The organism is Arthrobacter sp. zg-Y877 (assembly GCF_030373105.1).
Lineage (GTDB): Bacteria > Actinomycetota > Actinomycetes > Actinomycetales > Micrococcaceae > Arthrobacter_B.
Map to the genome: position 1 here is coordinate 111,694 of NZ_JAUCPU010000008.1, position 23,481 is coordinate 135,174.

24 protein-coding genes are annotated in these 23,481 nt (G+C 65.5%); 15 read left to right on the forward strand and 9 right to left on the reverse strand.

From position 1 onward, the window contains the following. Nucleotides 1-214: 214 nt before the first annotated feature. Nucleotides 215-1,060: a bifunctional hydroxymethylpyrimidine kinase/phosphomethylpyrimidine kinase gene (gene thiD / locus QNO03_RS14185; RefSeq protein ID WP_289603802.1), complete on the reverse strand. Its 846-nt coding sequence runs from the start codon at nucleotides 1,058-1,060 to the stop codon at nucleotides 215-217. An 80-nt stretch (nucleotides 1,061-1,140) separates the two neighbouring features. Next, a complete protein-coding gene (locus tag QNO03_RS14190; protein WP_289603803.1) occupies nucleotides 1,141-1,863 on the reverse strand; it encodes a TetR/AcrR family transcriptional regulator in 723 nt (240 codons plus the stop codon). A gap of 138 nt (nucleotides 1,864-2,001) precedes the next feature. Here QNO03_RS14190 and QNO03_RS14195 point away from each other — a divergent pair, with 138 nt between their 5' ends. Together QNO03_RS14195 and QNO03_RS14200 are read left to right on the forward strand one after the other, a co-directional pair. Then, nucleotides 2,002-2,742 carry a queuosine precursor transporter gene (locus tag QNO03_RS14195; protein WP_229951142.1) on the forward strand — a complete coding sequence of 247 codons (741 nt, stop codon included), beginning with the start codon at nucleotides 2,002-2,004 and terminating at the stop codon, nucleotides 2,740-2,742. A gap of 303 nt (nucleotides 2,743-3,045) precedes the next feature. After that, complete coding sequence (locus tag QNO03_RS14200) at nucleotides 3,046-3,255, forward strand: hypothetical protein (RefSeq protein WP_229951140.1); 210 nt, start codon at nucleotides 3,046-3,048, stop codon at nucleotides 3,253-3,255. A gap of 44 nt (nucleotides 3,256-3,299) precedes the next feature. Here the strand turns inward: QNO03_RS14200 and tgt are convergent, their stop codons facing one another. Beyond that, on the reverse strand, nucleotides 3,300-4,574 hold the full coding sequence (gene tgt / locus QNO03_RS14205) for a tRNA guanosine(34) transglycosylase Tgt (RefSeq protein WP_289603804.1): 1,275 nt from the start codon (nucleotides 4,572-4,574) through the stop codon (nucleotides 3,300-3,302). Nucleotides 4,575-4,781: 207 nt separating this feature from the next. Between tgt and QNO03_RS14210 the strand changes: the two genes are divergently transcribed. Beyond that, complete coding sequence (locus tag QNO03_RS14210) at nucleotides 4,782-5,840, forward strand: FUSC family protein (RefSeq protein WP_289603805.1); 1,059 nt, start codon at nucleotides 4,782-4,784, stop codon at nucleotides 5,838-5,840. Here QNO03_RS14210 and QNO03_RS14215 read toward each other — a convergent pair. Together QNO03_RS14215 and QNO03_RS14220 are read right to left on the reverse strand one after the other, a co-directional pair. Continuing rightward, entirely contained in the window at nucleotides 5,837-6,703 is an 867-nt protein-coding gene (locus QNO03_RS14215; protein ID WP_229951135.1) for a DUF6707 family protein, read from the reverse strand. The genes QNO03_RS14210 and QNO03_RS14215 overlap by 4 nt on opposite strands. Before the next feature lie 73 nt (nucleotides 6,704-6,776). Next, on the reverse strand, nucleotides 6,777-7,316 hold the full coding sequence (locus tag QNO03_RS14220; RefSeq protein WP_229951132.1) for an NUDIX hydrolase family protein: 540 nt from the start codon (nucleotides 7,314-7,316) through the stop codon (nucleotides 6,777-6,779). A 132-nt stretch (nucleotides 7,317-7,448) separates the two neighbouring features. Here QNO03_RS14220 and QNO03_RS14225 point away from each other — a divergent pair, with 132 nt between their 5' ends. Then, the gene (locus QNO03_RS14225) at nucleotides 7,449-8,075 is read left to right on the forward strand and encodes a YdeI/OmpD-associated family protein (protein ID WP_289603806.1); all 627 of its coding nucleotides are present in this window, start codon (nucleotides 7,449-7,451) and stop codon (nucleotides 8,073-8,075) included. A 51-nt stretch (nucleotides 8,076-8,126) separates the two neighbouring features. Further along, nucleotides 8,127-8,999 (forward strand): class II glutamine amidotransferase, encoded by an 873-nt coding sequence (locus QNO03_RS14230; protein WP_289603807.1) that lies wholly within the window; start codon nucleotides 8,127-8,129, stop codon nucleotides 8,997-8,999. 19 nt (nucleotides 9,000-9,018) lie between these two features. On the opposite strand, the gene QNO03_RS14235 is transcribed toward QNO03_RS14230, so the two are convergent. Then, nucleotides 9,019-10,164, reverse strand: coding sequence for a glycoside hydrolase family 76 protein (locus QNO03_RS14235; protein WP_289603808.1), 1,146 nt, complete (start codon nucleotides 10,162-10,164; stop codon nucleotides 9,019-9,021). Between the two features lie 115 nt (nucleotides 10,165-10,279). Here QNO03_RS14235 and QNO03_RS14240 point away from each other — a divergent pair, with 115 nt between their 5' ends. The 5 genes from QNO03_RS14240 (at nucleotide 10,280) to QNO03_RS14260 (ending at nucleotide 14,537) form a co-directional block, all read left to right on the forward strand. Beyond that, nucleotides 10,280-11,053, forward strand: coding sequence for a 3-hydroxyacyl-CoA dehydrogenase (locus QNO03_RS14240; RefSeq protein ID WP_289603809.1), 774 nt, complete (start codon nucleotides 10,280-10,282; stop codon nucleotides 11,051-11,053). 23 nt (nucleotides 11,054-11,076) lie between these two features. Next, entirely contained in the window at nucleotides 11,077-12,276 is a 1,200-nt protein-coding gene (locus QNO03_RS14245) for an acyl-CoA dehydrogenase family protein (RefSeq protein ID WP_289603810.1), read from the forward strand. A 312-nt stretch (nucleotides 12,277-12,588) separates the two neighbouring features. Then, nucleotides 12,589-13,035 carry a hypothetical protein gene (locus tag QNO03_RS14250; protein ID WP_229951121.1) on the forward strand — a complete coding sequence of 149 codons (447 nt, stop codon included), beginning with the start codon at nucleotides 12,589-12,591 and terminating at the stop codon, nucleotides 13,033-13,035. A gap of 403 nt (nucleotides 13,036-13,438) precedes the next feature. Beyond that, complete coding sequence (locus QNO03_RS14255; RefSeq protein WP_289603811.1) at nucleotides 13,439-14,101, forward strand: GNAT family N-acetyltransferase; 663 nt, start codon at nucleotides 13,439-13,441, stop codon at nucleotides 14,099-14,101. Nucleotides 14,102-14,231: 130 nt separating this feature from the next. Next, nucleotides 14,232-14,537 (forward strand): hypothetical protein, encoded by a 306-nt coding sequence (locus QNO03_RS14260; RefSeq protein WP_229951116.1) that lies wholly within the window; start codon nucleotides 14,232-14,234, stop codon nucleotides 14,535-14,537. A 52-nt stretch (nucleotides 14,538-14,589) separates the two neighbouring features. On the opposite strand, the gene QNO03_RS14265 is transcribed toward QNO03_RS14260, so the two are convergent. Next, complete coding sequence (locus tag QNO03_RS14265; RefSeq protein ID WP_289603859.1) at nucleotides 14,590-15,492, reverse strand: RluA family pseudouridine synthase; 903 nt, start codon at nucleotides 15,490-15,492, stop codon at nucleotides 14,590-14,592. Between the two features lie 126 nt (nucleotides 15,493-15,618). Here QNO03_RS14265 and QNO03_RS14270 point away from each other — a divergent pair, with 126 nt between their 5' ends. Continuing rightward, nucleotides 15,619-17,166, forward strand: coding sequence for a SulP family inorganic anion transporter (locus QNO03_RS14270; RefSeq protein WP_502874594.1), 1,548 nt, complete (start codon nucleotides 15,619-15,621; stop codon nucleotides 17,164-17,166). Between the two features lie 16 nt (nucleotides 17,167-17,182). Here QNO03_RS14270 and QNO03_RS14275 read toward each other — a convergent pair whose 3' ends face one another. Both QNO03_RS14275 and QNO03_RS14280 read right to left on the reverse strand, forming a co-directional pair. After that, nucleotides 17,183-18,070 carry a serine/threonine-protein kinase gene (locus QNO03_RS14275; protein ID WP_289603812.1) on the reverse strand — a complete coding sequence of 296 codons (888 nt, stop codon included), beginning with the start codon at nucleotides 18,068-18,070 and terminating at the stop codon, nucleotides 17,183-17,185. 119 nt (nucleotides 18,071-18,189) lie between these two features. Continuing rightward, nucleotides 18,190-18,708: a MarR family winged helix-turn-helix transcriptional regulator gene (locus tag QNO03_RS14280; protein ID WP_289603813.1), complete on the reverse strand. Its 519-nt coding sequence runs from the start codon at nucleotides 18,706-18,708 to the stop codon at nucleotides 18,190-18,192. Nucleotides 18,709-18,870: 162 nt separating this feature from the next. Here QNO03_RS14280 and QNO03_RS14285 point away from each other — a divergent pair, with 162 nt between their 5' ends. Genes QNO03_RS14285 through QNO03_RS14300 form a run of 4 tightly spaced genes read left to right on the forward strand, consistent with a single transcriptional unit; the run spans nucleotide 18,871 to nucleotide 23,441 of the window. After that, nucleotides 18,871-20,019: an ABC transporter substrate-binding protein gene (locus QNO03_RS14285; RefSeq protein ID WP_289603814.1), complete on the forward strand. Its 1,149-nt coding sequence runs from the start codon at nucleotides 18,871-18,873 to the stop codon at nucleotides 20,017-20,019. After that, nucleotides 19,994-21,154, forward strand: coding sequence for a FecCD family ABC transporter permease (locus tag QNO03_RS14290; protein WP_289603815.1), 1,161 nt, complete (start codon nucleotides 19,994-19,996; stop codon nucleotides 21,152-21,154). The genes QNO03_RS14285 and QNO03_RS14290 overlap by 26 nt, the downstream gene beginning before the upstream one ends. Then, on the forward strand, nucleotides 21,151-22,050 hold the full coding sequence (locus QNO03_RS14295; protein ID WP_289603816.1) for an ABC transporter ATP-binding protein: 900 nt from the start codon (nucleotides 21,151-21,153) through the stop codon (nucleotides 22,048-22,050). The genes QNO03_RS14290 and QNO03_RS14295 overlap by 4 nt, the downstream gene beginning before the upstream one ends. Next, entirely contained in the window at nucleotides 22,047-23,441 is a 1,395-nt protein-coding gene (locus QNO03_RS14300) for a hypothetical protein (RefSeq protein ID WP_289603817.1), read from the forward strand. Before QNO03_RS14295 ends, QNO03_RS14300 begins: the two co-directional genes overlap by 4 nt. Nucleotides 23,442-23,481 lie beyond the last annotated feature (40 nt).

The window sequence follows — 23,481 nt, forward strand, 5'->3', positions numbered from 1 at the left end:
TTGTTTTTCAGGAATACTGCCTGTAGTTTTCCTCGCCTGCCGGGGTAGATTCACGCTAATTGCAGCGGTGTCCAACCACCGAAGGAACCGCACCGAAGGATCAGTACAGACGGATTAGCACAGACGGACCAACACAGAAGGAGCCGTCCCGTTGCCGGGAGGCTCCTTCTGAAGGTTCTGCGGTTCTGCCGTTCTCGGGCTCGGCTCGAGGAAGTTACAGTGCCGGACCCTGTCCCGCATTGCCCTGCCACAGGGCATCGAACGGAGCATTGGAGGAAACGCGGTTCCGGATTCCCTCGGTGACGAACGCCTTGGCGGTCCTGGCTGCTTCGAGCGGGGTTGCGCCCTTGCCCAGTTCGGCGGTGATGGCTGCGGCCAGCGTGCAGCCCGCACCACTGACGGCTACCTCGCCCACCTTGGGTGCGCGCAGGACCTCCATGGTTTCGCCGTCGTAGAAGACATCGACAGCGTCGGCACCTTCCAGCCGGACGCCGCCCTTGGCCAGAACCACTGCGCCGCTGGCTTCATGGATGCGGCGGGCCGCTTCCTTGAGGTCCTCAACGGTCTCGATGGAGTCCATGCCGGACAGGGACATCGATTCGAAGTGGTTGGGGGTAACGAAGGTGGCCAGGGGAAGGATCTGGGCCTTGAGTGCCTTGTCGGTGTCCAATGCGGCACCGGGTTCCTGGCCCTTGCAGATCAGCACGGGATCCAGGACCAGGTTCTTCCAGTCATGGTCCTGCAGGGCCTTGGCCACGACGTCGATGGTTGCGGGGGTGCCGAGCATGCCGATCTTGACCGTGTCCAGGTCATAGGCGGTCATGATCGCTTCGAGCTGGTCGGTGATGACCTGCGGGTCAACGGGAACGAAGCGGTGGTTCCACGAGTCCTTCGGATCGAAGGACACAATGCAGGTCAGTGCGGTGATGCCGTAGACACCCAGTTCCTGGAAGGTCTTCAGGTCGGCCTGGGCGCCGGCGCCGCCGGTGGCTTCAGAGCCGGCGATGGTGAGCGTGACGGCCGGTGCTGAGGCCGCAGAGGAGGATGTGTTTGCAGACATGGGTCCATCTTCCACCCAAAGCCCCGGAACGGGCCACCCTTGCAAGACGCGCTGTTACGGCGCGCCGTCGTCGTACCGGCTCACTTCGCTGCGGGCTCCCCGTCCCGGCGGACGCCGCGGAGCACGTGGACTACGTCCTCCACGATGTTCCGGACCACGGGAAGACGGGACAGGATCACGAGCTTGGCCACCAGCGGCGCCACGCCGGCAGCCAGGCGGTGGGACCGGCGCTGCCCCGGCGAACGGTCGTAAACCCAGAAAAACGTGATGCCCATATACATCAGCCACAGCAGTTCGGGCAGGTCGCCGCGGATTGCCACAGGCGGCTGCGGCCGGGCAGTGGCCACGGCCTGGCGGAACATCGCGATGGACTTGCCACGTCCGACGGCGGCATCTTCCCTGCGGTCGGGTGCCATGGCGTCCCGCAGGAAATGCACACCAAAGGCGTGGTACGGCTCCATCGTCGTCAGGCCCGTGGACAGGATGGCCGAGAGGTTCTCGCCCAAGTTGTGGCCCTCACGGATCAGCGGCAGGGCCCGGGAACGATGCTCGTCCTGCAGGAACCGGTACAGCTCATGGATGAGGTCATCCTTGGAACGGAAGTAGTAATAGGCGTTGCCCACGGAGACATTCGCCTCCAGTGCGATGGCCCGCATGGTGGTCTTTTCGTAGCCCTGGGCGGCGAAGAGGCGAAGTGCCGTATCGATGAGGAGCCGGCGCGTCTGTTCGCTCTTGACGGTGACGGCCAATGTTGCTCCCTTTTGCAGTGTTTTCAGGGTCCAGTAGACCATGTTTTTGAACATGTTCAAAAACATTGGCACCACTGGTTCCGCCCGGTCGTGGCACAATGGATGCGGCCCACGTGGGCCGCCCGGGGCAGCGGGCAAGTGCTAATACAGCCGGCGACAGCCAGGCGAACCACTACCGGAACGGAAAATGCCATGGACGTACAGCCACGGGCAGCAGGAAAAACCGCTGCAATTTACGCCTCCCGCGGGAGCTCCCACTATGACCTGATCCTCACATTGATGTGCGTGGTCATTGTCATTTCAAATATCGGTGCCACCAAGGGTGTGCAGTTCGCCCTTCCAGGCGGCTGGGAGATTGTCACCGACGGAGGCTTTTTCCTCTTTCCACTCGCCTACATTCTGGGCGACGTGGTCAGCGAGGTGTACGGCTTCAAAGCCGCCCGGCGCGCGATCTTTGCCGGGTTCACCATGGCGCTGCTCGCCGTCGTAAGTTTTGCGGTGATCATTGCGCTGCCGGGGTTCAATGACGCCTACGGCATGGAAAAGCAGGCCGCCCTGGAAGCGGCGTTGGGACCGGTCTGGCAGATTGTGCTGGCCAGCCTGCTGGGGTTCCTCGCGGGGCAGATGCTGAACTCCCTGGTGCTGGTGCGGATGAAGGAGCGGTTCCGGGAGAAGGCCCTGGCCGGACGCCTGATGGTCTCCACCGGAGTGGGCGAGTTTGCCGACACCCTCATCTTTTGCGCCATAGCCGCTCCGGTGATCGGCATTACCGACGCCGGCGGGTTCTTCAACTATGTACTTTTCGGTTTCCTCTACAAGACGCTGATCGAGTACCTCTTTGTGCCGGTCACCGCCATGGTGATCCGGGCCATCAAGAAGCGCGAACCCACGTACGTGCCGGCCGGGCTGGAGCCTGTGGCTGCCGGGCACTAGGTTCTCCGGCGGGCTTGGGCCGGCAGCTGCCGTTGCCGACGCCGGTAGGCCGGCCATTCGCCGGGGGTTTCCGCTGCCGGTTTGTACATCCGCTGCCATTTCGGGATTTTGCTGCCGCGCAGAACAGCAGCAAAAACCCAAACTGGCAGTAGTTTCTCAAACCGGTCGGTTTTGGAGTGTCGGGACTGCACGAGGGGCCCCTGCGGTGCGGGATGCGCTGCTCAGGCCGGGCGAAATCCCCAGCCAGGTGTGCAAGGGTGGGGGAACGCACGCGTTTCACTTTCCCGGATGGCAGGAGACAAGATGAGCAATCAGGAACCAGTTTCGAACCCCGGTGCCAAGGCAGTGGATGAAAACCTTGCCGGAACCGCGGACGAATTCAACGACGCTGTCACACGGGCAATGGTTGAGGATGCACAGCAGGCTGACTCGAAACCAGGTGACGAAGAGCGGGACTCGCAGGAAGCGCTGGAAGTCGACGAAGAGACTCAGGCCAAGCCGGACAATTCCTAACCCTTCTGCAGCAGGTCCGGGCAGTACTGCAGCGGTAGGTCCAGTTACTTGCCGCTGTAGTACTTGCCCAGTACCTCTGCCTTGAAGTCGAAGAACGTCCCGTCGTCGATGGACAGCCGGGCGTCATCCACGAGTTTCACGGTGAAGCGTTCGTTGTGGATGGAAATCAGCGTGTGGCTGACCATCTCGTTGGCCTTGAACAGGTGCTGGATATAGGCCCGCGTGTAATGGGTGCATGTGTAACAATCGCAGCCGTCAACCAACGGCCCGAAGTCCCGCTTGAACTTGGCGTTGGACAGGTTCTTGCGGCCGTACGGCGTGTAGAACGCGGAATTGCGGGCCACACGCGTAGGAGAAACACAGTCAAAGGTGTCGGCTCCGTTTTCGATGGCCGTAAAGATGTCATCCGGCTCGGAAATTCCCAGCAGGTGGCGCGGCTTATTCTCCGGAAGCTCCTCCGTGCACCAGCGGACGATAGTGCCCAGGTTTTCCTTTTCGAAGGCACCGCCCAAACCGAATCCGTCAAAGTCCATGGCACCCAGGTCCCGGGCCGCTTTCCGGCGCAGGTCCTCGTACTGTGCACCCTGCAGCACCCCGAACAGGGCCTGGTACGGCTTGCCGGCGCGTTCCTCGGTCAGCCGCTGGTGCTCCGCGAGGCACCGCAGCGCCCAGAGCCGGGTCCGTTCCAGGGACATTTCCTGGTAGCCGCGGGAATTCATGAGTGTGGTCAGCTCGTCAAAGGCGAACATGATGTCCGCACCAATCTTGTGCTGGACCTGCATCGAAATTTCCGGACTGAAGCGGTGCTTGTCCCCGTTGAGGTGGGACTTGAACCAGACGCCGTCGTCGTCGATGTGCGCCAGGCGCTCCTTGCCGGGCGCGACGTCGTCATCCGCGCCGGTGGCATGCGTGGAGCCGTCGGCATTCATGTTGATGACCTTCTTGAACCCGGCGCCGAGGCTCATGACCTGGAATCCGCCCGAGTCGGTGAAGGTGGGGCCGGACCAGTTCATGAACTTCCCCAGGCCGCCGGCCTCGTCCAGGATGTCCGGACCGGGCTGCAGGTACAGGTGGTAGGCGTTGGCCAGCACCGCCTGGGCGCCGAGATCCGCTACGGATTCGGGCAGCACAGCCTTGACGGTGGCCTTGGTGCCCACCGCGATAAACGCCGGGGTCTGAATTTCACCGTGGGGCGTGGAGATGGTTCCGGTGCGGCCCTGGAAACCGCCGCCGTTCGCCTCGACCCGCTGTTCGGCCGCTGCAGGGGCGGTTTCGCGCAGGCGCTTACCGAGGGTGAAGGAAAAGGCTGAGGAAGACACCCCTCCATTTTGCCCTACCCGGAGCGCACCTCCCGCCGGGCGCGGCCGCTGGGAGATGCACCACATTTATTCAGCCCTGCGCTTTTCCGGGGATAGGTTGGATGGGCGGAATTTGAAGCCGCTGGGGAACCGGCGGAAATTATGCCCGCACCCACCTATTCCAATGGAACGAAAGTGCCAGTGGTACGAAAGTCAGAGGCCGTCCCCTTGACGCACCTGCAAGAGATATTCAGGATTGCTCCGGCGAACAATGACCATCAGGCGGCCATCCGCTGCGCCGTTGGCCTGGGAGCACCGCTTCTCCTGCTGTTGTTCACTGGGCGGATCGATCTGGCCATATTCGCAACGTTCGGTGCCTTCACGGGAATTTACGGCCGGAACGAACCGCACCGCCAGCGTCTGGGCCATCAGGGCCGTGCAGGCGCACTGATGCTGGCCGTGATCCTGGCCGCCGCGCTGTGCGCCCGCCTGGACCTGGACGATTGGGGAACCGTGGTGGGCACCACCGCGGTAGCCGGACTTGGCACGATCGCCACCGGATTCTGGCGGCTGCGTCCCGTGGGTTCCCTGTTCCACATCTTTGCCTTCGCGGCTATCTCTTCCGTACCGAACCAGCCACCGCTCTGGCAGGGCATGCTCACCGCGGTCCTCACCGTGGGGTTCTCCCTCCTGCTGGGTCTCTCCGGGATGCTGGTGCGGAAGCACCGCACCGAATGGGCCAGGCACGAGCGCCCGCGGTTCTCCCGGGTCCAACGCCGCCTCATCTACATTGACGGGCTGCAGTACGCCACGGCAGCGGTGCTGGCCGGTTCCATTGCCACCCTGCTCGGCATCGGGCACAACTACTGGGCCATGGTTGCCGCGACCGTCCCGCTGGTCGGGGCGACCGTCCGCCACCGGGTCCACCGGGGACTGCAGCGCATCCTCGGCACGTTCGGCGGCCTGCTGCTGACAGCCCTGATTCTCTTTCCCGGGCTGGAGCCCTGGCAGATGGTCCTGGTCATTGCCGCCTGCCAGTTCGGTGCCGAGATGTTCATTGCCAGGCAATACGCCCTGGCGCAGGTGGTGGTCACCCCGCTGGCACTGGTCAGCACGGAACTGGCCCACCCGAGCGATCCGCTGGAGCTGCTCCGGGACCGGGGCCTGGAAACCCTGATCGGCGCCGCGGTGGGCATGGCCGTGGTGGTGGCCGTGCATCTGCGGCAGCAGCATCTACGCGAAAAGCACGCGCGCCGGAAGCAGGACCAGATAGGGCAACTCCGCTAGCCGCGCACCGCAATAAGCTCGGTGCGGATCCGCCGGTCCAGCTCGGCGTCGGCCAGTGTCTGCGAGCCGCCGTGGGCACGCAGGTACAGGAGGGCGTTCAGGCGCAGGAGCCGCCATTCCCGTTCGCTGGCATCGTTTCCGGCCTCGGCGGCGCGGTGGATTTCACGGTCATACAGGTTCGGCTCGTTCAGCTGGCGCTGCAGCAGCTCGGCCGCCAGCTTCGCCTTCAGCGGGTCCGTCTCGGAGGTGTCCGCAGAGCGCACGGCATGGCTGTAGGCAGCTGCGCTCTCCGCATCGCCGGCCTCCTGCGTAATGTGCGCGGCCAGGGCAAGGGCACCCTGGATCCAGTTCCACCGTCCGAAGTTCCCGTCAAAGGGCAGCCCGGTGATGACGTTGCAGACCTTGAGCGCGTGCTCTGCGTCGCCAAGATCGATAAAAAGAATGTGGGCAAGGTCTCGGACATCCTGCAGATGACTGCCGGATTTCACGTTCAATCCGCGCTCCAGACGTGCCGCGATTTCCTGCACCGCAGCGTTGTCCGGATGCGCCGCCGAAGCTTCGGCAATGATTTCGGCAGCGTTGTCCTCTTCGGAAGGCACCTGCTGGACGGCGTCCGAAGGTGCACTCTCCGGAGCCGGAGCGGCTACCCGGACGGGGGACCCATAAGCCAGCCGGAGCGAGGATCCATCTTCCAGTTTGGCCAGCACCAGGGCCGGAATCCCGAAGTCATCGGCCTCCACAGTGGTTCCGGCTACGGGAGCCAGTGGTGCTGCGGCACCGTCGCCCGGGACCAGCATTTGTCCTGGGGCAAGCAGTTCCGCATTGACCCGGAATGCGTACGTTTCCGGTTGGCTCTCAGACATGGCGATTCCTTCGTGGTTGGACCCGGCTCCCCCCAGAACCCCCATTATATAAAGCTTGGGCTACGCCCCTTTGTCAGCGCCCCCAGCCGGCAGACGCAAGCGCCTGGCGCAGCAGGTCCCCGCGGCCGCCGGAGAACTCGGCGTAGATGGCCGGGCTAAGTGCTTCCTCGGGCGTGAGCCAGGACAATTCCAGGGCATCCTGGCGCGGGTCACATTCACCCGTTACGGGGATCAGGTAGGCCAGCGCGACGGCGTGCTGGCGTTCATCGGTCAGCCCGCTCTGGGAGGGGGAGGGGAAGTACTCGGCGACGGCGAACGGGACCAGGGTGGGCGGAAGCTGCGGCAGCGCCATGGGGCCGAGGTCCTTCTCTAGGTTGCGCAGCAGCGCGCCGCGGATGGTCTCGCGGTACAGCACCCGGCCCGAAACGAAGGAACGCACCATCTGCCCCTCCGGAGTTGCCTGCAGCAGCAGACCGACTTCGGTGACGTAGCCCAGCGGGTCACACCGCACGGGCACCGCCTCGACGTAAACCATGGGCAGGCGTTGCCGGGCTTCGTAGAGATCTTCCTCGGAAAGCCAGCCTGGATACGGGTCAGGAGTACGAACGTTCATAGCAGTGTTCTACCTCAAAGGTGCCGTGTCCGTCACATGGAACGCTGCGCTTCGGCCATTGGCTGAACCGGCAGGGCCCTTCCGGCGGGCCGGACCCTTTCAGGCCGGCAGGTGCTTCCCTAGACTTGGACCATGACACGGGAGCTCCCCGAGCTTCTCCTGCCCGACGCCGGGGCGTGGCGGGAGTGGTTGGAGCATAACTACGGGTTGTCCTCCGGCGTACGGCTGGTCCTTGGCAAGAAGGGTGGCAACGTCACCCGGCTGACGTATCGCCTGGCACTGGATGAAGCGCTCTGCTTCGGCTGGATCGATGCGCAGGCTGACAAACGCGATGAGGAAAGTTACCTGCAGCGGTTCCAACCCAGGGGGCGCCGCAGCATCTGGTCGCTGCGGAACGTGGGCCACATCAGCCGGCTGGAAGCGGAAGGCAGGATGCACCAGGCAGGCCGGGATGCCGTGCTCAGTGCCAAGGTGGACGGGCGGTGGGACGCTGCCTACGCCGGTTCGGCGACGGCGGAAATCCCCGCGGACCTTCAGGCGGCCATCGCAGCTGTTCCGGCTGCCCAGGAAATGTTTGACGTGCTGACCTCTCAAAACCGCTTTGCCATGTACTTCCGGCTCCAAGGACTCAAGACGCAGGCAGCCCGCGAACGCCTGATCGCCGACTACGTACAGATGCTCAGCGAACACCGCGCGCCCTATCCGCAGAAACGGAAGCCATCACCCTCGCCTGCGGGCGATCAACAGCGGGGCAGCTAGGCGCAGCCGCAAGGCTGCCCCGGTCCGTCCCCTGTCCATCAGGAGGTCCACATGTGCCGACTCTTCGGTATGCACGCCGGGAAAACTCCGGTCCGGGCAACGTTCTGGCTCCTCACGGCGCCCGACAGTCTGGCCCAGCAGAGCCGCAGGGAAGCGGACGGATTCGGGATCGGCACCTTCACCCCGGACGGCAGCCCGTCGGTCGACAAGGCACCCATCGCGGCGTACGAGGACATCCAGTACGCCCAGGCCGCCCGTGAGCTGGAGAGCACCACCTTCCTTGCCCACGTGCGTTATGCCAGCACGGGCGGGGATACGGACGTCAATACGCACCCTTTCGTGCAGGACAACCGCCTTCTGGCCCACAACGGGGTGGTGGAGGACCTGGACAAGCTCAACGACCGGCTGCGCCAGCTGGAGGTGTACCACCTGGTCCGGGGTGAAACAGACAGCGAACGGCTCTTTGCCCTGATCACCGGGGCAGCGCGGGTGAACGGCGGAGACGTTGAGGCCGCGATTGTGTCGACGCTGGCCTGGATCGCACAGAACCTGCGGCTCTACGCACTGAACATCATCCTCACCACCGCCACCGAGCTGTGGGCCGTCCGCTATCCCGACACACATCCGCTGTATGTCCTGCAGCAGGGGCCGCAGGACATGCTCGAGGACCAGCACAGCAACCGGATCAGCCTTCGCAGCGACCAGCTACGCGAGGACAAGCGCTCAGCCGTGATGGTGGCGACGGAAAAAATGGACTCAAATCCCAACTGGAGGCTGTTGGATTCCGGCGAAATGCTGCATGTGGACAGCGCGCTCCACGTCCAGCGCAGTTTCCCGCTCCCGCATCACCCGCAGCACCTGATCACCCTGGCGGACCTGGACCCGGTGGCAGCAGCATCGCAGCACCCGCTCAAGGCCGGCTGACGGCCGGCTCACGGTCCGCTTAGGCCGTGTCCGTGCCGGCCCGCCGCACCCGCGCCGACGCTTCCAGGACCATCCATGCCTGCAGCTGGGTGGAAAGCTCGACGGCGGTGCCGCCGGGATAGGTTGCCGCCGCCGGTTCCAGCGGCCGGGAGGAAAAGAGGATCCAGTCCGCACGTTTGCCCCGTCCCTCCCACAGCGCCTGTGCGGTGGCTTCCACCAGGCCGGCAGCGGTCCGGCGGGCCGGCTCCGGCAGGGCGGGGGACACGGCCGCCTGGGCGAGGTAGCGGGCCAGGATGCCGGTGAAAAGCCCGGCGTCGCCCGTGCCGTGGGTGCGCAGGACACGCGCGGACCCGCCGTCGTCGGTCAGGTGGGTGGAGACTGCCTCCACCAGCTCCGCGGCGCGGGCCAGGTTGGTGCTCCCGCCAAGCTCCAGCAGGGCACCCAGAACGGGGCCCTGGTTGTAGGTGAACACCGTCCGCTCCAACTTCGTTTGCACCGGCCCCGAACGGCGCCCGACCATCTTGATCCCGTCCAGGTAGAGGCCGGTTTCCGGGTCCAGCACGGTGGCGTTCAGCCAATCGACCAGTTCCTGCGCGCGGTCCCGGGAGCCGGTCCGGACAAAGTGCAGGGCCGCGGGAGCGGTGGCCGGAGTGTTCTTGAAGTTGCGGTCCCGGTTCCAGTAAATGCCGCCGCCCAGCTCGGGAGTGTGTGCGGATTCCAGTGCCGTGTTCAGGGCAGCGAGGATTTTCCGGTACGGCCGCTGCCGGTCACGCGATCCGGACAGTGCGTTCAGGCGGCCGACGGCGAGGGCCAGCCAGGCCATGTCGTCATAGAACCTGTTGGTGTAGTGCATGCGGTTCCGCAGCCCGATGGTCCGGACCAGTGCCGGTGCCAGGTCCGCAGCCGAAGGATGCTCGGGGCCGCGGAAGGGTGTGCCGGTCCGGCGCTCCCGCAGGCCGGCGTCGATCAGGGCATCGAGATAGTGCGCCTGCCACCAGTAATGCCACGGCTGGCGCAGCTGTTGAAGCCGGGACGCGGGGCGGCTGGTGGCGGCCAGATGGGTTCCGGGCAGGCCGGCCAGCTGGCGTCCAAAAGCACTGCTCACCGTGCGGGCAGCTGCTTCGGCGCGGTCGTCGGCGTCCAGGTCGGCATCCTCGAAGAGCATGCGCCAACCCTATGCCAGACGCCGAAGATGCGGCACCAGCCGGGGCACAGTAGGCTCGGATCCTGCCGGTGTGACATAGACGACACTGCCGGTGAGTACCCACCAGGAGGATTGCATGGACATCGCAGGCGCATCGGCCATAGTCACAGGGGGAGCCTCGGGCCTGGGGCGGGCCACGGCACGGAGACTGTACGACGCCGGCGCGTCCGTGGTTTTGGTCGACCTCCCGCAGTCGGAGGGACTGGCCTACGCGGCGGAACTGGGGGACAACGCCCGTTTCGTGCCGGGCGACGTGACCGACCCGGACCAGATGCAGGCCGCCGTCGAGGCGGCCATGGCAGCAGGACCGCTGCGGGTTGCCGTGAACTGTGCGGGCATCGCCACACCGGGCAAGGTGCTGGGGCGGGACGGTGTCCTTCCGCTGGAGGACTTCGCCCGCGTCATCAGCGTGAACCTCATCGGTACCTTCAACGTCACCCGCCTGGCTGCTGCCGCCATGGCCGAAACCGACCCCGTGACGGCCAACGGCACCGAGGAACGCGGCGTCATCATCAACACCGCCTCCGTGGCCGCTTTTGACGGCCAGATCGGCCAGCCCGCCTACTCCGCCTCCAAGGGCGGCGTGGCCGCGATGACCCTGCCGCTGGCCCGCGAACTGGCCCGCCACCTGATCCGGGTAGTCACCATCGCGCCGGGCATTTTCGAGACCCCGATGATGGCCAGCCTGCCGCAGGCCGCCCAGGATTCCCTGGCCGCGCAGGTGCCGCACCCCTCGCGCCTGGGCCGGGCCACGGAATACGCCTCCCTGGCTGCCCACATCATCGAGAACCAGATGCTCAACGGCGAGACGATCCGCCTGGACGGCGCCATCCGGATGGGACCGCGCTGACCTTGACGAACCACCCCGCACCAATGGACCAGCTGCCTGACGCCGACTTCTACGGCTTCGAAGACCTGCTCAGCGACACCGAAAAAGACAAACTCGCCGAACTCCGGCAGTTCCTCGCCGAGGAAGTGCTGCCGCACGCCGTGGACTGGTGGAACGAGGCACGGTTCCCCTCCGACCTCCTGCCCAAGCTGGCGCAGCTGGAGTTGTCCGCACCGGTCCACCAGGGGTACTCGCCGCTGTTTGCCGGACTCGTCATTGCGGAAATGACCCGTGCGGATACCTCCCTCGCCACGTTCTTTATGGTCCACCACGACCTGTTCGTTGAGGCGTTGCTGGCCTTCGGCTCCGCGGAACAACAGGCCCGGCTGCTCGACGACGCACGCGCCCTGCGGATCACCGGTGCCTTCGCACTGACCGAGCCCGAACACGGCTCCGACGTGGCCGGCGGAATGTCCACCACCGCAGTGCGGGACGGTGACCACTGGGTGCTGAACGGCGCCAAACGCTGGATCGGCAACGGAACCTTCTGCGACTACATGGTCCTGTGGGCGCGGGAACCGGAAACCGGATACACCCGTGGTTTCCTGCTCGATGCGACCCTGCCCGGAGTGGTCCGGACCCGGATCGAAAACAAGACCGCGCTGCGTACCGTGCAGAACGCGGACATTGTGCTGACCGACGTCCGGGTACCGCAGGCGGATCTGCTCGCGGGGGTGGAAAGCTTCGATGACACCAAGCAGCTGCTGCGCGGGTCCCGCATCATGGTCGGGTGGCAGGCGGTGGGGGCGCAGCTGGCCACGTTCGACGTCGCCCGCGCCTACGCCGTCGAACGCACGCAGTTCGGCCGTCCGCTGGCCGCGTTCCAGCTGATCCAGCAGCAGCTGGTCTCCATCCTCGGCAACGTGGTGGCCAGTACCGGGATGCTGGCCCGGGTCACTGAACTGGAACACGGCGGCTACCAGCTGCCGTCCGGCGAAGGCGAAGTGCCTGAAGCCCGTGGGGACATGGCGCGGGCTGCACTTGCCAAGTCCTACGCCAGCGCGAAGATGCGCGAGTCCGTGGCCCTGGGCCGCAGCATCCTCGGCGGCAACGGGATTGTCACGGATTACCGGATGGCCAAGATTTTCGCCGACGCCGAGGCCATCTACACCTACGAAGGCACCTACGAGATCAATACCCTGATTGTCGGGCGGGACATCACCGGGGTGTCGGCTCTGCGGTAGGTGTGTGCCATTCCGGCAGGGTTGCCCGGCTGGGGCCCCTCCGGCCGTTCCCGTTTTTGCTCCGTTATGGGAGAAATCGACCGGTTTGGGAAATCGCTGCCGTGGCAAAGCGGAGGGGTTTCCCAAACTGGCAGCAGATTCACAAACCGGAGCGAAATGGCATGTCCGGGACCCTGGATGTGCCGGCGACGGCTTCCAGCAGGAGCTCCCATGCAGGGCTGCCGGGTGGCATGCCATCCTCAGGATCAGTAGGCTTACTAAACGGGCCGTAGAAACGGCGGCCCGGTTTACCGGACGTGAAAGGCATGGTTTATGACCGAGCAGAGCATTCCTGATCCCGAGCTGGGCGACGATCCGGTTCTCGCCGACGACGTAGCCGCAGTTGCCACGCCGGATGAACTGACAGTGGTTTCCGAAGACGAACTGCTGGAACAGGACGAGCTGGTGGACGCTGAGGACCTCACGTACCCCGGCGCGGCGGAAGACAACCCGGACAACTGGCAGGACGATCCGCTGATCCGCGAAGAAGCACCGCTGAACGAGCCCGGCGAACTCTCCGACCAGACCCTCCGCGATGACACCGCCGAAGAGCGCTTCCTCAACGGCGACACCCAGGTCCCGCCGGAAGCACCGACCATCGGCGAGGCAGCCAACGACGTCGACTTCGGCGATCCTGCGGCCGGCGACGAAGACGCCAGCGACGACCCCGCACACCGCGGCGGCGATCCGCTTGCCGGCTTCAACCCGGACGACGTCTAAGACGAACACCAGAGGCCGTGGCAGCTCGCCCCGGCCGAGCCACGGGGCCCGGCAGTGCCGTCTACGGACGGCCGGCCGGGCCCTTCGGCTTCTGCCCGGCGGGATCTGGACCCGCTCCACCGTCATAGCCGGACACATGAACTTCGCAGACGGCTCACCCGGTGCCCGTGAACCCCTCGCCAAGATCACCAAGGGTACCGCAGCCCCAGCCCCCACCCCCTAAAACAGAAAAGACCGCTGAAGCCATAGCTTCAGCGGTCTTGGTCGCAACAGTAGACGGGATGGTTTCACGGCATTTCATGGCCGGCTGATCTCGTAAGCGGATCCCTCAACGGGCCGTGCACTTAGGAGATTACGGATTTCGAGCCGGATCAACGTCACAACGTCTGGTTAGGATTTGGGGGTGACCAGCCTAGCCACCTTGTGGCCACCCTTCGGATTAGTTCTCTCCACTCCACGTTTGGTTCTGCGACCGATCCAAGATGCGGACTTGCCCGCTGCCGTGGAAGCCGCGGAGGCTGGCATACATCCCCCAGGGCAGATGCCTTTTTCCCATCCGTGGACGGAGGCACGCCCTGAAGATCTTCCCGCAAACACTGCACGACGGATTTGGCGGGCACGTGCAGAATCGACACCGGAGAAGTGGGCACTCCACTTCGGAGTCTGGAGAGGCAACGACTTTGTCGGATGTCAGGACTTGAGTGCCGAAGGATTTGGCACTCTCAAGACGGTGTCAACGGGCTCCTGGCTCCGCCAAGATGCTCAGGGCCAAGGCCTCGGCAAGGAGATGCGAACAGCAGTCATCCTCTACGCCTTTGATTGGTTAAAGGCGAACACCGCTGTCTCCGAGGCAGCAGTCTGGAACTCGGCTTCTCTGGGTGTGTCAAAATCTTTGGGTTACGAGCCCAATGGGATTTTCAGGGAATCATGGAAACCTACGGAAGTAACAGAGGTTCAATACCTGCGCCTTAGCTCGGAAAGGTTTATACGGCCCGCCTGGAACCTCGACGTGAGAGGACACATACGTTCCGCAGACTATCTTGGGATTCTCCTCAGCGACGGCTAGGTTCGGCCGCTGGGATTTTTTTGAGAAACCACCCACACTCACAAGGCGACCTCAAATGCCCGTGAGCCTGTCGGCTTACGGGCACTCGATGGCGGCGCAGGCCGCGCGCGGATCGCACTAGGCTGGTCCCATGCCTTCCTTCCGTGTCCAGCTGAATATCCTCGGACTGAAGCCGGGCAACCCGCCCGAAACCGTCATGGAAACGGCGGTAGCCGCACTCGGGGCCGCTCACCACGTGGAGGCTAACCAACTGGATATCGTCTCCGGGGTTCCGCGGATCACCCTGCGCTTCACCGTCCCGGATGATGAATGGTCCGTGGAAAACTCCCGGGCCCGCCGCGCGGCGATCAATATGCGGGCAGCCGTCGAAGAAGTAGCGAACGGCCAGGATCTCCGCGTGCTCCGACGGATGCGCGGCCGCTGGACCGTCCTGTAGCCGGGATGCAGTAGAAGGGTAGATTCACCCGGTGTGCAGTAGTCGGGCAGCCTCAGCCGGGAAACGCCTCGAGCGACAGCCGGCTGCGGTACTCCACCGGTTCGTGGGTCAGCGGATCGGTGAACTGGACCGACCGGGCCAGCAGTTGAAGGGGCTTCGAATAGTCGTCTGGCGCCTGGGGCAGCAGTTCCGGATAGAACGAATCGTTCAGGATCCCGATGCCCTGCGAGGCCATATGCACCCGCAGCTGGTGGGTTTTGCCCGTGTGCGGGAGCAGCCGGTACCTCCCCAGCCCGCCGCTGCTTTCCATCAGCTCGATCCGGGTCTCCGCATTCGGCTCGCCCTCCACTTCCTGGGCCAGCAGGTAGGTGCGGGATTTGATCATCCGGCTGCGCACGATCCTCGGCAGCTCAAGATCCTCCCGGACGGGTGCGACGGCCTCGTATTCCTTGCTGATCCGGCGCTTCTCGAAGAGCGTCTGGTACTTGCCCCGGGTCTCCGGGTTCGTCGAGAACAGCAGTAGGCCCGCGGTCATGCGGTCCAGGCGGTGCATGGGGATCAGGTCCGGAATCCCCAGCTGGACCCGCAGCCGCACCAAAGCCGACTCGGCCACATACATGCCGCCCGGCGTCGTCGGCAGGAAATGCGGCTTGTCTACCACCAGCAGGTTCTCGTCCTGGTACAGGATGCCGATCTCCACCGGAATCCGCTCTTCGGGCGGGAGCTCACGGTAATACCAAATGAACGTGTGCTCGGCCAGGGGCGTCGTAGCGGTCAACGGCACGCCGCCCAGACCGACGACTTCGCCACGCTCGAAGCGGTTCACGATGCCGTCCGGATCCACGTGGCCGAAGCGTTCGAGCACATAGTCCATGGCGGTGTCCCAGGGGCCTTCGCCGGGAAGGCGCAGGCGGGTGGCATTGACTCCGTTGCGCACGGGAAGAGGGGACTGCATCACGGTTTCAGGATATCGCGCATCCGGGCTTAAATTGGGCTGGGTTGTTCTGGCCGGACACCTGTCCGTCCTGACACACCCGCCGGCACTTGTTGCCGCAGAATCTGCAAGCCGAAACGGAGCCCGGTGGCCACCAAACCAGTTCTTTCCCCTTCTGAGCCGACGAAAGCCACACCGACGGCGGCAGCGGCCCCGACGCCGGAGGAACGCCAGTCCGTCCTGCGTACCCTGCGTTCGCCGAAGCTGCTCAAGACCGAGGTCCTGGCCGGACTGGTGGTGGCGCTGGCCCTTATCCCCGAGGCCCTGGCCTTCTCCGTCATCGCCGGGGTGGATCCGCGGATCGGGTTGTTCTCCGCCTTCACCATGGCCGTCACCATTGCTTTCCTGGGTGGGCGCCCGGCGATGATTTCCGCGGCCACCGGTGCGGTGGCCCTGGTGATCGCCCCGCTGGTGGCGTCCCACGGTGTGCAGTACATGATTGCCGCAGTACTGCTGGCAGGTGTTTTCCAGGTGCTGCTGGCGCTGCTCGGGGTAGCCAAGCTCCTGCGCTTCATTCCGCGCCAGGTCATGGTCGGGTTCGTGAATGCACTGTCCATCCTGATCTTCGTTGCCCAGGTGCCCGAACTGCTGGGGGTGCCCTGGCTGGTCTATCCGCTCACGGCCCTCGGGCTGCTGGTGGTCTTCGGACTCCCGCGGCTGACGACGGCGGTGCCGGCGTCGCTGGTGGCCATCGTCGTCCTCACGGCCATCACGGTGGCCGCCTCCCTCGACGTCCCCACGGTGGGGGACAAGGGAGAGCTGCCGCACAGCCTGCCGTCCCTGCTGCTGCCGGATGTGCCGTTCACCCTGGACACCCTGCAGGTGGTCTTCCCGTACGCGCTGGCTGTGGCTTTCGTGGGGCTGCTGGAGTCGCTTATGACGGCAAAGCTGGTCGACGACGTCACCGACACCCGGTCGAATAAAACCCGTGAGGCCTGGGGCCAGGGTGCGGCGAATCTGGTTACCGGGTTCTTCGGCGGCATGGGTGGCTGCGCGATGATCGGCCAGACCATGATCAATGTGAAGGGTTCCGGTGCGCGGACCCGGATTTCCACCTTCCTGGCCGGTGTGTTCCTGCTCCTGCTCGTGGTGGTTCTGGGCGACGTGGTGGCGCTCATTCCGATGGCCGCCCTGGTAGCGGTCATGATCTTCGTGGCCGTGACCAGCTTCGACTGGCACAGCATCCGCCCGTCCACGCTGAAGATGATGCCCAAGAGCGAAACCGCCGTCATGCTGGTCACCGTGGCCGTGACGGTCTGGACCAACAACCTGGCCAGCGGCGTCGGCGTCGGCGTGCTGGTCGCCATGGTGCTGTTCGCACGCCGGGTGGCGCACTTTGTCACGGTGGACCGCACGGTTACCGGGGACGGGGCCGATGCCACCGCCACCTACAGGGTCAACGGTGAGCTGTTCTTTGCCTCCTCGAATGATCTGTACTTCCAGTTCGAGTACGTCCTGGATCCCGCCGCTGTGGTCATTGACCTGAGCGGTTCGCACGTCTGGGACGCTTCCACCGTGGCTGCGCTCGACGCCGTGACCGAGAAGTACCGCCGCCGCGGAACCGAGGTGCGGATCACCGGATTGAACGACGCCAGCGTGCAGATGCGCGAGCGGATGGCCGGAAAGCTTCCGTAGCCGCCGCCGTCGCGCGTCAGGCAGCTGCTGAATCCGGGAGCCGATGGCGCAGGGACGCCACCTCCCGCAGGCACTGCTCCGCGGTGGGCCGGTCCTGCGGGGACAGGGAGGTCATGGCCGAAAGCAGTGACCGCCAGCCGGCCGGCAGTGCGGACGGGATGTCCGGACCGTGGACCGTGCGGACCGTCAGGGATTCGGTCTGCGGCAGATCGAAGGCGCGGGCTCCGATCAGGCATTCCAGCAGGACGAGTCCCAGGGAGTAGATGTCCGTGGCGGAAGTCAGCGGGGCACGGCGTACCTGCTCGGGGCTCAGATAGGGCAGGCTTCCGTAGGACTGCGCCCCGCCGTTATGCACCAGGGTGCTGACGGCGATGCCGAAGTCCGTGATCTTGGCGGCGCCGGTCTTCGGGTCCAGCAGGATGTTCGATGGCTTCACGTCCCGGTGGATGTAGCCGGCAGCATGCACTCCGCCCAGCCCCGAGGCGAGGTCCAGGCCGAGGCGTGCCGTGGCGGCACTGGTGAGGACACCCGTGGTGGCAAGCGTCCGCTGGAGGTTGGTCCCCGGCACCAGTTCCAGGACCAGGTACGGCGTCTGCATGTCGCTCAGCGGATGGCTGATGGTGCCCGTGGAAATCATCCGGACAACGCGCGGATTGGCGACGGCCCGCAGCACAGCAGCCTCCCGCAGGGCTTCGTGACCCTCAGGAACATGGCCGAGCGGCGCGGAGAAAATCTTGACCGCCACCTTCTCCAGGGACGCGAGATCGGTTGCCCGCCAAACGTAAGCGGCGGTGCCGTGGCCAATCGGTTCATCCAGGCAGAACCGCCCGTCCACCAGGACGTGGGCACTGAAACCGGAGGCGTCGGAGGCGGGCGGGGCTGCTGGGCCTGGCTTTGTGTCCATCACCGTTTCCCCGCCCACTAGTGCCCGCTATTAGCTAGCTCGTCGAATTAGTAGTTCAGCTAACAATATGGGGGCATGGTGGCAGTGTCCAGCCTGGGGATGCGGATGGGGAGCGCGGATTACTGGTGTGGCGGGGTGGGTGCTGTTGCGGGCGCATCCAGCGCCTCACGCAGCCGGTCCATAAAACGGATCACGGTCTCGGCATCCTGTGGGGACAGCTCCGCCGCTGCCTGCATCATCCGCTGGTGCATAGTGCCCACAGTTGCCCGCACTTCCGCGTCCGAGGTATCGGTGGGGACAATTTCCCAGGCCCTGCGGTCGTGGGGCCTGGCACGCCGCTGGACATATCCGCCGCGCTCCAGCCGGTCGATGAGTGCCGTGGTGGACGCGGTGGAGATCCCCAGGAGCCTGCTCAGGTCTTTCGGGCCCAGGCTCCCGCCGGTCTGGCGGGCCTGCATCAGGTACCGCATGGCCAGGAGGTCGTTCTCATTCATACCCATGGCGTCCTGCGTGCGGCGGCGGATCCGGGTTTCCGCCGCACGGTAGCTCCGTACTGCTTCCAGTACCTCCCGGGCTTTTGGATGCTCGGGGCTGGACGCGTACCAGTAGCCGTCTGCCGGCTGGTTGGGGGTGTTCACCCAACTAATCGTAGCCTTCCGAAAAGGTAGGACAGCTAGCAAAAGATGCGAGGCATTTCACACCGTAATTAGGGCATAAAAACGTGATCTAATCTCTTCGGCTGTGGTCAGATGTTAGGTGTCCGCTTATGTATTCCACCTTCCGTCCCGTGAGGAATGTCCTTGACTGCACCCGAAATTTCCCTGTCCGGTCCAACATCGGGACTCTCACGACGCAACATCCTGGGCGGCGCCGGCCTCGGCTTCCTGGCACTGGCGCTGGGGGCCTGCTCCGGCCGTAACACGGTGGCTGCGGCGGGGAATGCGGCAGGATCCGGCGGTTTCACCGTGACCGATATGCGCGGCGTCGAGGTTTCCTTCGACGCCCCGGTGCGGAAAATCGCCACCACGGTCATTCCGTCTCCTTCCATGCTGGCTGCTGTGGACGGCGGGTACGGAAAGATCGTGGGCATTAACGAATCCACGGCGCAGGCCAACCGGCAGGGTCTGTTCGGGGAAATGTTCCCCGAGTCCAAAACCACCACCACCATCTCGCCGTCGAGTTTCACCCCCAACATCGAAACCATTACGAAGCTGGAACCCGACGTTGTATTCCAGTGGGCGGACCAGGGTGAGGGCCTCGTGGAGCCGCTGGAAAACGCCGGGTTCAAGACCGTCTGCCTGCTCTACGGAACGCAGGAATATCTGGAAACCTGGGTATCCCTGTTCTCCACCATCCTCGGCAAGCCCGAGCGCGGCACCGAAATCGTGGACTGGATGCACGCCGAAATCGCCCGGCTGGAGGATGAGCTCGCCGCTGTTCCCACCCGCGTCCGGGTCGTCCACCTCGGCCAGTCCGGCGACGGCTATTCGGCGTCCAACAAGTCTTCCTACATGCACTACTGGATGGAGTTGGCCGGTGGGCAGAACATGGCGGCGGAAAACCTTTCAGCCGAGAACGTGGTCAGCGCCGAGCAGCTGATCGAATGGGATCCCGAAGTCATCACCCTGGGCGGTTTCGATACCCGCACGCCGGCCGACGTCTATGCGGATCCGTCTCTGGCGTCCGTGTCCGCCGTCCAAAACCGCCGGGTCTACAAGGCGCCGCTGGGCGGGTACCGCTGGGAGGTGCCCTGCGCCGAATCCCCGCTGATGTGGCAGTGGGCCGCCGAGCTATTCCATCCGGGCCGCGCCAGGAACACCCTGCGCACCGATATGAAGGAAAAGATTGCGTACCTCTACGGGTACGACGTGAGCGAAGCCCAGATTGACGCCGCCCTGCGCCTGGACCTGAACGGGGCCAGCCTTGGCTACGACGTCTTCCGGGGCTGAGGTGGCGGCTCTTCGCCGGTCCGGCACCGGTGCGCGCACCCGGCCCGCCGGACCGTCGTCGTCGGCCAGGGCGTCGTCTGCCAGCGCTCCGCCGTCACCGGCGCGGCGCCGACTGATCCTGCCGCTCTGCGTCCTGATCCTGTGCGCGGTGGCCCTGGTCTCCATGGCGGCCGGCCGGTACTGGGTGCCGCCGAACGAAATCCTGCGCATCCTCTTCAACGAAGTCACCGCTCTCTTCGGCGGCGAAGGCATCGTCCGCCGGACCTGGACCGAGCAGGAAGCCACAGTGGTCCTGGATGTACGGCTGCCACGCGTGCTCCTGGCCTTCCTGGTGGGCGGCGCGCTGTCGCTCGGCGGTGCGTGCCTTCAAGCGTTGTTCCGCAATCCGCTGGTCAGCCCGGACATCATCGGCGTTACTGCCGGTGCGTCCTTCGGCGGCGTACTGGTACTGACCCTCGGGTTGTCCGGCGGCTGGATGGTCGGGGGTGCCTTCGGGTTCGGGCTGGCGGCCCTCGCCGGCGTGCTGCTGCTTGGCCGGCTGGGCGGACGGGACAACGCCATGCTGATGATCGTCCTGGGCGGGATTGTGGTGGCGGCGTTCTTCAACGCCCTGGTCTCCTTCATGACCTACCTGGCCGACCCGTACTCCGAACTGCCCTCGATTGTGCACTGGCTGCTCGGTTCCATTGCCGCGGCCAGTTACGACAAGGTGCTCACCGCCCTGGTCCCGGTGGCCATCGGCGCGGCGGTCGTCCTGGCCCTGCGCTGGCGGCTGAATGTCCTGTCGCTGGGGGACGACGACGCCGCCGCCCTGGGTGTGAACCCGCACCGCTCCCGGGTGGTGCTCTTGTGCGCCGTCGCCCTGATGACTGCCGGCACGGTCGCCGTGGCCGGGGCCGTCGGATGGGTGGGACTGGTGGTTCCGCACCTTGCCCGGCTCTGGGTGGGGCCGGACCACCGGACCCTGCTGCCGGCGTCGTTGCTGCTGGGCGGCACCTACCTGATGCTCATTGACACGATCAGCCGCTCCATCAGCAGCAGCGAACTGCCGCTGGGCATCCTCACCGCCATCATCGGCGCCCCCGTTTTCGTGGTGCTGCTGGCCCGTTCGCAGAAGAAAGCCGAGCTCTCATGACCGTCCTTTCCCGGGCCCGCCCGGTTCCGTCTGCTCCGGTGCCGGACCGCCCGGCCGCCGGCTCCGGACCCCTGATGCAGGCCACCGGCCTCGGTTTCCGCTATTCCCGGCTGCGTCCGTGGCTTTTCCGGGACCTCGGCTTTTCGCTGGAGCGCGGGGAAATCCTGTCCATCCTGGGCCCCAACGCCCGCGGTAAAACCACGCTGCTCAAATGCCTCTCCGGGCTGCTTGCCCCACGCGAGGGAACGGTTCACGGCGCGCCGGGCATCGGCTATGTGCCGCAGGACCACGGCGCCGGACCGTCCTTCACCGTCGCCGACATGGTGCTGATGGGCTGCACCCGGCACCTGCGCGCCTATCAAACCCCGCGCCCCGAGGACCACGCCGCCGCCGATGCGGCGATGGAACGGGTGGGCGTGGTGGACTGGGCCGCACGCGACTATTCCACCCTCTCCGGCGGGCAGCGGCAGCTGGTGCTGATTGCCCGGGCCGTGGCGTCCGGCTGCGAACTGCTGATCCTGGACGAACCGGCGTCGGCACTGGACCTGAACAACCAGTCCCGCGTGCTGAGCGTGCTCACCGGACTGGCCGCGGAGGGCATGGGTGTCATCATGACCACCCATCATCCCGACCATGCCCTCCATGTGTCCCGCAATGCACTGCTGTTTGTCGGCAGCCACGACGTTCGCTGGGGCCCCACCGAGGAGCTGCTGACCGGTCCGGCCCTCTCCGAGGTCTACGGCCTACCCATCTGCACCCCGACCGTGGGCACGGTGTCCGGCGACCGCGTCATCGCGGTGCCCGACTTCGGTCCATCCTGCCGTGCCTGCCCGGTCCCGGAAGCCGTTGGGGCACCGGCTGTATCCCTCCACGAATCCCGAAAGGACCATCCGTGATTGTCCGCTTGATCGGCGGGACGCCGATGCCTGGCCAGACCGACACCACCTGGCGCGGCGCCTTCGAGGACGTCGACGCCTATGACCTCGACGACGACGCCGCCCGCGCCCGGATCTTCTCGGCCGACGGCCTGGTGATCGGCGGCGGGGTGGACCATCTCCTGCTGGGCAGGCACCGCGAAGAGCTCACCGGATTTGTCCGCGCCGGCGGACGGGTGCTGGTCAACGGCCAGGTAGTCCGGCCGTTCATTGACGGACTGGCGGTCTGGCGGAAGCTCGAATTCCGCGGCGCGCAGGACGTCCGGCCGCATCCGGCCTCGCCGCACCCGGTGTGGGACGGCATCGACTACCGGGACCTGCACTACCGCACCGGGGTGCCCGGAACGCACAGCTACGAGCGGTTGGAGGAGATCGGCGTCGCCGGTTTCTACGGCCGCGGCTACCACCTGGACCTGCCCGAGGGCGCGACCGTGGTGACCGGCATCGGCCAGTACCGGCTTCCGCTGGACTACAGCTACCGGCTGGGGGACGGGGAAGTGCTGGTCCACGGCGGCAATGACCTTGAGAGCTTCAGCGACGATCAGTATTCCACCCGCGTGCTAGGTCCGAACCTGGTGCAGTGGCTGGCAGGGGGAACGGGGCTGGCTGCTGAACCGGTGTCATGGGCTGCGGGTGTCACCGTGCCCCCTGCGGCCGCTGCCACCGGTGCTTTCACTGCCACCAGCGCCGGCGTTGCTGGTTCAGCCCCGCGAACCGCTGCCCCCCGGATCGGGTTGCTGCACTCCGGCACTTTCCAGCCCCTGCGGACCCTGGCCGACCCTGCCCTGGCCCCGTACCGGCTGGAATCCGTTTATCTTCCGGACACCGATCCCTCCGTACTCGCGGACCTGGACGTGGTGATTGTCAGCGACCGGCTGCACCAGGGCCAGCTGGCCCGCTTTGTTCCCGCGCTTCTGGAGGCTTTGTCGGACCCGGGGAAAACAGTGATCGTGCTGGGGGAGAACAAGGTGGAACAGTGGCTGCCCGGCGTCGGCTACAGCTTCCGCCCCACGGTGTTCTGGATGTGGCGCACCGGCGAGGACAACGGCACCCGGCTGCGGCTTCCGGAGGACCCAATGTGGGAATTCCTCACGCCGTGGTCCGTGTCCTGGCATCACCACGGTTTGCTGCATCCGCGCCCCGGTGCCCGTTCGCTGGTGGTGATGGAAGAAAACGGTGCCGAATCCGGCTCGCTGCTGTATCTGGACGAGGTGAACCAGCCGGCCCGCCTGCTGGTGACCACGATGGACCCGGTCTACCACCACGGATCCGGCTTTATGCCCGGTGCTTCGCAGCTGCTGTATTCCCTGCTGCGCTGGGCCACGGCTACACACGCAACCGGCGGGCGCTAGCGGGGCCGGACGGCAGCAGAAGATCAAAAGGGACTGAGGC